Consider the following 2,459-nt stretch of genomic DNA (forward strand, 5'->3'; position numbering starts at 1 on the left):
AATTCTATCATACACAAGCACCGCCAACATTGTAGGTGGAATCTCAATATGATTTTGGGATTCTATATCAAAAGAGAGGGTATATTTTTGCTTGAAAAACTCCCGCATCAAGTCTTGTAATTTTGCCTTATCTTTGCACGTTAGATTTCTGTTTTCATTCTTTAAATTTTCCAAACTTAAATCTTGAAAATCCTCTAAAGTCTTGAATAAGTCTTTGACAACACTGCAAGTCATTTGCTCTATTTGCGCAGATTCTTTGGAATCCTTATGGAATTGCGCACAATAAATCTTCGCAGTAGATTGCGCTTGTTTGAGCAAACATTCTAGGCATTCGTAGGTTAAATTAATGAGAAAATCCTTGATTTTACGATTCTTTGGCTGAATCTTTTGTGGTTTGCTCTTCGCTCTCCTGTTCTTGGACATTTCCTTTTGCTTTTATATCAATTGCTTTACCCCACATCAAGCGATATTTGCGCTTAAGAAAGTCAATTTCTTCTTGTGCGGCGCGTAATTGCTCTCTAAGAATCGCAATCGTTTTCTTATCGTCTTCATAGACTTCTTGGGTGTTAAAAAGCGCGTCTTTAAGAAATTGATTTTCGTTTTTAACGCTTGAAATAGTTTCCTCTTTAGAACTTACAACCTTTTCGTGCAGACTTAGAATCGTGCCAATCGTTTTTTCCACAAACTCACTATCTACGGCACTACTTACAGCATTTTCTCCTTGCACTATCACCGCACTACCACTTGTAATGCCGCTTTTAACTAATGCGTGTGTGCCACTTCCTGCATCAATGTAGAATTGCTCATTTTCTTGTTTGCTTTTTAATTCTCCCTTTGCCACCATTTCCAAAACTTTTTCTTTTTCTAATTGCGCAAGCTTTACAAACTCATCAATTACAACCCAAGTTTCCATTCTCTACCTTACAAAATCACTTCAATATCGCTAGAATCCAATTCCACATTTTTCGCTTTCATCACGCGGTCTTCTTTGAGTTTTCCGCCCAATTCCGCATCACTTAATGCCAAGATTTGCATCGCAAGATACGCACTATTGACTGCGCCAATTTTCCCTAAAGCCACAGTAGCAACAGGCATACCAGAGGGCATTTGCACGGTAGAAAGCAAAGCGTCCAAACCTTCTAAAGCTCCACCTTTTAGAGGCACACCAATCACAGGTTTTGTCGTCTGTGATGCCACCGCTCCTGCTAAATGTGCCGCCATACCCGCTGCAGCAATAAAAACTTTTGCGCCCTTTTGCTCTGCATTTTTGACATACTCTTTTGTGCGATTCGGGCTACGATGTGCCGAACTAATAATGACTTCATACGCAACATCAAACTTTTCTAACACCTTGATACACGCGCTCATCACTTCGTAATCACTTTTACTTCCCATCAAAATTGCCACAAATTCCATTTTTTCTCCTTTTTACAATACCGATAAGGACAAACCAAGCCCAATAAACAATCCACTCATTATCAAAGTAAATAAAAATAAATACAAAAACAAATAAATAAAAGTTGGCAACAACACAAGCCACCACGACCATTGAATCTTATCTGCAAGCTTTAACCCAATGAATAAAAGTTGCAAAAGCATTAAAAACCAACCAAGCACATTTATTCCTCATTACTCAATTTAAAAGATTTTTTAGTGGCTTTTAAGCGCACGATTCTAGCTCCTTGTGTCGCTAAAACTTCATAATCACAAAATTCATCGCTAATCACATCACCTACAACAGGCATTCGCTCCAAAAGATTAAAAACATAACCTCCAATCGTTACCTGCTCGGTGTCTTTTTCAAACTCAATCCCCAAAACATCTGCAACGCGCTCCAAATCCAACATACCATCAAAAGAGTAGGAATCTTCATCAATCTTGTGGTAATCATCATTTTTCTTGTCATGTTCGTCGCTAATATCTCCGATGACTTCCTCTAAAATATCCTCCATTGTTAGCAAACCAGCCGTGCCTCCGTATTCATCTACAACAAGAGCGGTGTGGATTTGGCGACGATTCATCTGAATTAGAATATTTGAAATTGAAGCACTTTCTGGAACAATGATGATTTCTCTAATTAAACTTTCCAATTCTTTGGAGGGATTCTCACTCAACATCGTCTCAAGCAAGTCTCGTAAATGCACCATTCCGATGATATTATCCTTGCCCTCTTTGCAATAAGGATAACGCGTGTGCTTTGTAGAAGTTACGATTCTCATATTTTCCTCATAGGAATTATCATCATACAAACAAATCATATCTTTTCTAGGTGTCATAATCTCTTTTGCCATCGTATCCGAAAAACTCACTGCATTTTGGATAATCTCATTTTCAATCGTATCTAAATAGCCACCTTTTAAGCTTTCTCCTACGATAATTTTAAGCTCCTCTTCGGAGTGCGCACTCTCCTCTCCCTCACTTGCGGGTTTAATGCCCATTTTGTGCAAAGAAAAAACCGC

At 38.4% G+C, this 2,459-nt stretch carries 4 protein-coding genes and 1 pseudogene; all 5 read right to left on the reverse strand.

Features of this window, described 5'->3' with window-relative positions; translation table 11 throughout:
- Positions 1 to 423: pseudogene (locus Q1553_RS08305) on the reverse strand (hypothetical protein); the annotation flags it as partial.
- Positions 365 to 913 carry a DUF3972 domain-containing protein gene (locus tag Q1553_RS08310; protein ID WP_300842922.1) on the reverse strand — a complete coding sequence of 183 codons (549 nt, stop codon included), beginning with the start codon at positions 911 to 913 and terminating at the stop codon, positions 365 to 367. The pseudogene Q1553_RS08305 and the gene Q1553_RS08310, both read right to left, overlap by 59 nt.
- A gap of 8 nt (positions 914 to 921) precedes the next feature.
- Positions 922 to 1,416 carry a 5-(carboxyamino)imidazole ribonucleotide mutase gene (gene purE / locus Q1553_RS08315; RefSeq protein WP_115551709.1) on the reverse strand — a complete coding sequence of 165 codons (495 nt, stop codon included), beginning with the start codon at positions 1,414 to 1,416 and terminating at the stop codon, positions 922 to 924.
- 12 nt (positions 1,417 to 1,428) lie between these two features.
- A complete protein-coding gene (locus Q1553_RS08320; protein ID WP_115551710.1) occupies positions 1,429 to 1,617 on the reverse strand; it encodes a hypothetical protein in 189 nt (62 codons plus the stop codon).
- Between the two features lie 2 nt (positions 1,618 to 1,619).
- Positions 1,620 to 2,459 (reverse strand): hemolysin family protein (locus tag Q1553_RS08325; RefSeq protein ID WP_300842923.1); only part of this gene is annotated, 840 nt, incomplete at its 5' end.

The organism is Helicobacter sp. UBA3407 (genome assembly GCF_949747025.1).
GTDB classification, from domain to species: Bacteria; Campylobacterota; Campylobacteria; order Campylobacterales; family Helicobacteraceae; genus Helicobacter_D; species Helicobacter_D ganmani.